General features: G+C 72.7%; 6 protein-coding genes. All 6 read left to right on the plus strand.

What is annotated here, in order from left to right; genetic code table 11:
• Positions 1-15 precede the first annotated feature (15 nt).
• Positions 16-690 carry a DALR anticodon-binding domain-containing protein gene (locus AB0K37_RS16605; protein ID WP_363981188.1) on the plus strand — a complete coding sequence of 225 codons (675 nt, stop codon included), beginning with the start codon at positions 16-18 and terminating at the stop codon, positions 688-690.
• Positions 687-2078 carry a diaminopimelate decarboxylase gene (gene lysA / locus AB0K37_RS16610; protein ID WP_363981191.1) on the plus strand — a complete coding sequence of 464 codons (1392 nt, stop codon included), beginning with the start codon at positions 687-689 and terminating at the stop codon, positions 2076-2078. The genes AB0K37_RS16605 and lysA overlap by 4 nt, the downstream gene beginning before the upstream one ends.
• Positions 2079-2092: 14 nt before the next feature.
• On the plus strand, positions 2093-3379 hold the full coding sequence (locus AB0K37_RS16615) for a homoserine dehydrogenase (protein WP_363981212.1): 1287 nt from the start codon (positions 2093-2095) through the stop codon (positions 3377-3379).
• Between the two features lie 58 nt (positions 3380-3437).
• On the plus strand, positions 3438-4505 hold the full coding sequence (gene thrC / locus AB0K37_RS16620; protein ID WP_363981194.1) for a threonine synthase: 1068 nt from the start codon (positions 3438-3440) through the stop codon (positions 4503-4505).
• A 22-nt stretch (positions 4506-4527) separates the two neighbouring features.
• Positions 4528-5448, plus strand: coding sequence for a homoserine kinase (gene thrB, locus AB0K37_RS16625; protein ID WP_363981197.1), 921 nt, complete (start codon positions 4528-4530; stop codon positions 5446-5448).
• 452 nt (positions 5449-5900) lie between these two features.
• Positions 5901-6523, plus strand: a 623-nt coding sequence (locus AB0K37_RS16630) for a Rho termination factor N-terminal domain-containing protein (RefSeq protein ID WP_363981200.1), incomplete at its 3' end; no start/stop codon positions are given.

Raw genomic sequence — 6523 nt, forward strand, 5'->3', positions numbered from 1 at the left:
GCTAGTCTCACCAGGGTGACTCCAGGGGATGCTCTCGCGCGGGCGGTGCGGGACGCCGTGGACGCGGGGGAGATCGATGTCGCGGTTCCCGAGGAGGTCGTGGTCTTCGGGCGGGGCGGCGGGGTTTTCGAGAGTCCGGTGGCGCTGAGGCTCGGTGTCGATCCGTGGGTGATCGCGCGGCGGGTCGGCGGGAGCGTTTCCGGGCCGGGGTTCGTCAGGGTCGTGGTGGGGCCCGAGCTGGTGGAGGTCATCCGGCGTGATCCTCGTTACGGGGTCGCGCGGGTGCCGCGGGGCGGGTGGAGTGAGTGGCCCCGGACGTTCGAGAATCCGGGGTTCTCGGTGCGTTACGCCTACGCGAGGGCCTGTTGGGTGGGGCGTTGGGCGCGGGAACTCGGGGTCGGGGCCGGGCCGTTCGAGGGTGGTGCGGAGGAGCTCGTGGGGGCGCTCGGGGACGTTCCCGGGCGGGCCGCGCAGGCGGAGCGGGAAGGCGACGCCAGGCCCCTGATGTTGTGCTTGGAGAGCGTTGCCGGGGCGTACCACGAGGTGCACGAGCGTTGTCCCGCGCTGCCCTTGGGCGATGAGGTGCCCGGGGCGGTGCACGCGGGGCGGGTCGGCCTGGCGGAGGCCGTGAAGGTCGTCCTCGGCAACGGGCTGAACATGATCGGTGAAACACCTAGAGAGCGGATATGAGTCGAGTACACCCTGCCGGGCCGCGGCATGCCGACGTCCTGCCGGAGGATCATCCGGCCGGGCCGGCGGAGGACCTGAACGCGCTTGAGCCCTCTGTGTGGCCGCGGAACTCCAAGCGGGAGGAGGGCGTCCTCACCGTCGGGGGAGTGGACGTCCGGGACCTGGCGAAGGAGTACGGGACGCCCCTCTACGTCTACGACGAGGAGGACGTCCGGAGCCGCGCCAGGGAGTACGCGGCGGCGTTCCATGACGGGGACGTCCACTATGCGGGCAAGGCGTTCCTGTGCACGGCCGTCGCGCGGTGGCTGAACGAGGAGGGGCTCGGCCTCGACGTGTGCAGCGGCGGCGAGCTCGCCGTGGCGCTGGCGGCGGGCTTTCCCACCGAGCGCATCACGCTGCACGGGAGCAACAAGGCGTCGTGGGAGCTGGAGAAGGCCCTGGAGGTCGGGGTCGGACGGATCGTGCTCGATTCGTTCGAGGAGATCGCCCGGGTGGGGTATCTCGCCAAGGAGATGGGCGTCCGGGCCAAGGTGATGGTGCGCGTGACCACGGGTGTGGAGGCGCACACGCACGAGTTCATCGCCACTGCCCACGACGACCAGAAGTTCGGGTTCTCCAGGAGTTCCGGGGCGGCCCTGGAGGCGGTCAGGCGGGTTCTGGAGCTGGAGCAGCTCGAACTGGTGGGGCTGCACAGCCACATCGGGTCGCAGATCTTCGAGGTGGACGGGTTCGAGGTGGCCGCGCACCGGCTGGCCGAGCTGCTGGTGGCCATCCGGGACGAGCACGGCGTGGAGCTTCCGGAGCTGGACCTCGGCGGCGGGTACGGCATCGCGTACGTGCCGGGCGAGGAGCCGCACGACCCGAAGTCGATCGCGGACGGCCTGCGCGCCATCGTGGCGCGCGAGTGCCGGGCGTACGGGCTGGCGATGCCGCGGCTGACCGTGGAGCCGGGCCGGGCGATCATCGGCCCCGGCGGCGTCACGCTGTACGAGGTCGGGACGGTCAAGGACGTCGAGGGCCTGCGCACGTACGTCTCGGTGGACGGCGGCATGTCCGACAACCTGCGCACGGCCCTGTACGGCGCCGAGTACACCGGGGTGCTGGCGAGCAGGTCGTCCGAGGCCGCCCCCATGCTCAGTAGGCTTGTCGGCAAGCACTGCGAGAGCGGCGACATTGTGGTGCGGGACCTGTGGTTCCCCGAAGATCTTGCGCCGGGGGATCTGGTGGCGGTGGCGGCGACCGGTGCGTACTGTCGGTCGATGGCCAGCAACTACAACCATGTCCCGAAGCCCGCCGTGGTGGCGGTGAGGGACGGCAGGTCGCGCGTGATCGTCCGGCGGGAGAGCGCGGACGACCTGCTGCGGCTCGATGCGGAGGTCGAAGCGTGAAACGCGGACTGCGCGTGGCGCTGCTCGGTTGCGGCGTGGTCGGCACGGAGGTCGTCCGGCTGCTGAACGAGCAGGCGGACGATCTGGCCGCGCGGGTGGGGGTCCCGCTGGAGCTGGCCGGGATCGCCGTGCGCAGGCCGGACCGGGTGCGCGCGGGCGTCGACCCGGGGCTGCTGACCACGGACGCGCAGACGCTGGTGACCAGGGACGACATCGACCTCGTCATCGAGGTGATCGGCGGTATCGAGCCGGCCAGGACGCTGATGCTGGAGGCGATGAAGGCCGGCAAGTCGGTCGTCACCGCGAACAAGGCGCTGCTGGCCGAGGACGGGGCGACGCTGTTCGCGGCGGCGCGGGAGTACGGCGCCGACCTGTACTACGAGGCGTCCGTGGCGGGCGCGATCCCGCTGCTGCGGCCGTTGAGGGAGTCACTGGTCGGCGACCACGTGCACCGGGTGCTCGGCATCGTGAACGGCACCACGAACTACATCCTCGACCAGATGGACACGCACGGCGCCGGTTTCAACGAGGCGCTGGACGAGGCGCAGGCGCTCGGCTACGCGGAGGCCGACCCGACGGCCGACGTGGAGGGCTTCGACGCGGCGGCCAAGGCGGCGATCCTGGCGCAGCTCGCCTTCCACACGCCGGTGACGGCCGCGGACGTCCACCGCGAGGGCATCACCGAGGTGAGCTCCGCCGACATCGCGGGCGCCCGGGGCATGGACTGCGTCGTCAAGCTGCTGGCCATCTGCGAGCGGATCCCGTCGGAGGACGGCCGGAACGGCCGCGGGGTGTCGGTCCGCGTGTATCCGGCGATGATCCCCAGGTCGCACCCGCTGGCGAGCGTCCGCGAGGCGTACAACGCGGTGTTCGTCGAGGCGGAGTCGGCGGGCTCGCTGATGTTCTACGGCGCGGGCGCGGGCGGCGCTCCGACGGCGTCGGCGATCCTCGGCGACCTCGTCGCGGTCGCCCGCAACGTGGTCGGCGGCACGCCCGGCCCGGTCGAGGTCACGTACGCGAAGCTGCCGGTGCTGCCGATGGGCGAGACCGTCACCCGCTACTACGTCGAGGTGGACGTGACGGACGAGGCCGGCGTGCTCGCGACGGTCGCCGAGGAGTTCGCCAGGCACGGTGTGTCGATCCAGGCCGTCCGGCAGGTGGGCTCGGGCGAGGAGGCGCAGCTCGTCGTCGTTACGCACCGGGCGCCGGACGCCGCGCTGTCGGCCACGGTGGCGGGCCTGCGGGAGCTGGAGATCGTCCGCGGCGTGACGAGCGTCATGCGCGTCGAAGGCGACGAGTGAGGCGGGGCCGGTCCCGGTAGACTTCGGGCGAACATCGCAGGTCAGCCGAGGAGACCGAGTGAACGCGAACGCCCGCGCGTGGCGCGGCATTATCGAGGAGTACCGCGACCGGCTTCCGGTGACGGACGCGACGCCCGTCGTCACCCTGCTGGAGGGCGGTACCCCCCTCGTGCCGGCCCCCCGGCTCTCCCAGATGACCCGTTGCGAGGTGTTCCTCAAGGTCGAGGGCGCCAACCCGACCGGGTCGTTCAAGGACCGCGGCATGACGATGGCGATCAGCAAGGCCGCAGAGGACGGCGCCAAGGCCGTCATCTGCGCCTCCACCGGCAACACGTCCGCGTCCGCCGCCGCGTACGCGGTGCGGGCGGGGATGACCTGCGCGGTCCTGGTGCCCAACGGCAAGATCGCGATGGGCAAGCTGGCGCAGGCGCTGGTGCACGGCGCCCGGCTGCTCCAGGTGGACGGCAACTTCGACGACTGCCTCGAACTGGCGCGCAAGCTGTCGGTCGACTACCCGGTGGCGCTGGTCAACTCGGTGAACAAGTACCGGCTGCAGGGCCAGAAGACGGCCGCGTTCGAGATCGTGGACACGCTCGGCGACGCGCCCGACGTCCACTGCCTGCCGGTCGGCAACGCCGGAAACATCTCCGCGTACTGGATGGGCTACAAGGAGTACGCCAAGGACGGCCTCGCCTCGCGCACCCCGCGCATGCTGGGCTTCCAGGCGAGCGGCGCGGCGCCGTTCGTGAAGGGCGAGCCCGTCCTGAAGCCGCAGACGATCGCCACCGCGATCCGCATCGGCAACCCCGCCTCGTGGGACCTCGCGGTCGCCGCGCGGGACGAGTCCGGCGGCGCGATCGACTCGGTCACCGACCGGCAGATCCTCGCCGCCTACCGGCACCTCGCGCGGGAGGAGGGGGTGTTCGTGGAGCCCGCCTCCGCGGCGAGCGTCGCCGGCCTGCTCCAGGCGAGCGAGCAGGGCGGGGTCGCGGCCGGGTCCAGGGTCGTCTGCACCGTCACGGGCAACGGCCTCAAGGACCCCGACTGGGCCATCTCCGGGGCGCCCGCGCCGACGACCATCAAGGTCGACGCGCACTCGGCCGCGTCCGAGCTCGGCCTCACCTGAGGTGGGCTGGCAGGAAGGCCCGGTGCTGGTGCGGACCCCCGCCACCAGCGCCAACCTGGGCCCGGGATTCGACTCGCTCGGCCTCGCGCTGGAGCTGTACGACGACGTCGAGGTCGAGGCGACCGGCGGCGGCCTGTCCATCGAGGTGGACGGCGAGGGCGCCGAGGTCGCCGACCGCGGCGAGCGGCACCTGATCGTGCGGGTGTTGCGGCGGACCTTCGACGTCCTGGACGACCTGGCCGGAAGCGGTCCCGCGCGCCCGGACGGGCTGCGGCTGCGCTGCCGCAACCGCATCCCGCACAGCCGCGGCCTCGGCTCCTCGTCCGCCGCGATCGTCGCCGGGATCGTCGCGGCCCGGGCGCTGCACCCCGCCGGGAAGCTCCTCGACGACGCCGGGGCGCTGCGCCTCGCGACGGAGATCGAGGGCCACCCCGACAACGTGGCCCCCTGCCTCGCCGGAGGCCTGACCATCGCCTGGACGACGCCCGGCGGCCCCCGGTCGGTGCGGCTGGAATCGCAGGTCACGCGGGTCGTCGCGTTCGTCCCCGAGCAGCGGCTCGCGACGGAGCGGGCCCGCGGCCTGCTGCCCGAGACCGTCCCGCACGGGGACGCCGCCGCCAACGCGGGGCGGGCCGCGCTGCTCGTCGCGGCCCTCACCCGCGGCCTGGACGCCGGCGTCCTGCTCGACGCGACCGAGGACCGGCTCCACCAGGACTACCGCGCACCGGCCATGCCCGAATCGGCGGCGCTCGTCGCGCGGTTGCGGGACGCGGGCGTTCCGGCCGTGATTTCCGGTGCGGGGCCCACTGTCCTGGCCTTCACAACCGCATCACGGGCTGATTCGATCGGCGCCGAAGTGGGTAAAGGGTGGCACGAACACCCGTTGGACGTCGCGACCCGCGGCGCACGCGTGATGACCCGGGAATCGGAGTTCCGGAGCTGACGGCGGCGCCGTGGGCGGGGGACGCGCGTCGCTCCGGCCGGTGCCGGTCCGGGAGGATCCGGCTAGGTAAAATGCGAAGACATCGACCTCTGGGGAATAGCAGTGTGCCCTGGTGATGTTAGGCTGATTGCCGCACCAGATGCCCCGTTCGGGGCAGCGTGCTCGTCAGCCGCGCGTCACCATTTCGGCCCTCCGGTCGTGCCGGTCCCGCGTACCAGGCTCCCCGACACCGTGACTTCCCGTTGTCAGGCATTCCAGCGAAACTTCGGACGTGGCGGTACCGGGGACACGCACGAGCGGAACGTCCCGTCCATCATCTGGCTGTGCCCAGAACACGCAGATCCCGGTTCCATCGTGATCAGCGGAGCCCGATCCGGCGCCCCCGCCGGGCCGCACCACCGGGTCGACTGGCCGAACGCCGGCCAACGCCCGCGCCCTGGGAAGGACCCTTAGTGAGCGAATCCAGCGAACTCCTTACGGACGCAACGAGCACGGAAACCGCCGCCGCTCCGGCCGGCGCGGAGCCCGCCGCCCCCCGGCGCCGCCGCGGCACCGGCCTGTCGGCCATGGTGCTCCCCGAGCTCAAGGCGCTCGCGTCCAGCCTCGGCATCACCGGCACGACCGGGATGCGCAAGAGCCAGCTCATCGCCGCCATTCAGGAGAAGCAGGGCGGCCAGGGGCAGGGCTCGGCGGGGGGCGAGCAGGGAGCCGCTGCCGCGGTGACGGCCGAGCGCCCGCGCCGCGGCCGCGCCGCGGCCAAGCGCGAGGTGCCCGACGAGCAGGTCGCCATCGCCGACGCCGCGCCCGTGGCGTCGCCCGGGTCCGACAACGCGGCCGCGTCCGAGGCGCAGTCCGGCACGGCCGAGAAGGCCGTCCAGGGCGACAAGCAGGAGAAGGCCGAGCGGCAGGGCGGTCGGCAGCGGGGCGAGAAGCAGGACCGGGGGGCTTCCGAGGGACGCGGCGACCGTCAGGGCCGTGAGCAGAACGCCGAGGACGGCGAGTCCCAGGGCGGCCGGGACGGCAACCGCGACGGCCGCGAGGGCCGTGACGGCGGCGGCCGCCAGCGGCAGCGCGG

It is taken from the genome of Actinomadura sp. NPDC049753 (assembly GCF_040674655.1).
Lineage (GTDB): Bacteria > Actinomycetota > Actinomycetes > Streptosporangiales > Streptosporangiaceae > Spirillospora > Spirillospora verrucosospora.

What these genes read in the sequence shown, in the direction of transcription:
- lysA (WP_363981191.1), top strand. Translation starts at nt 687, where the DNA reads ATGAGTCGAGTACACCCTGCCGGGCCGCGGCATGCCGACGTCCTGCCG.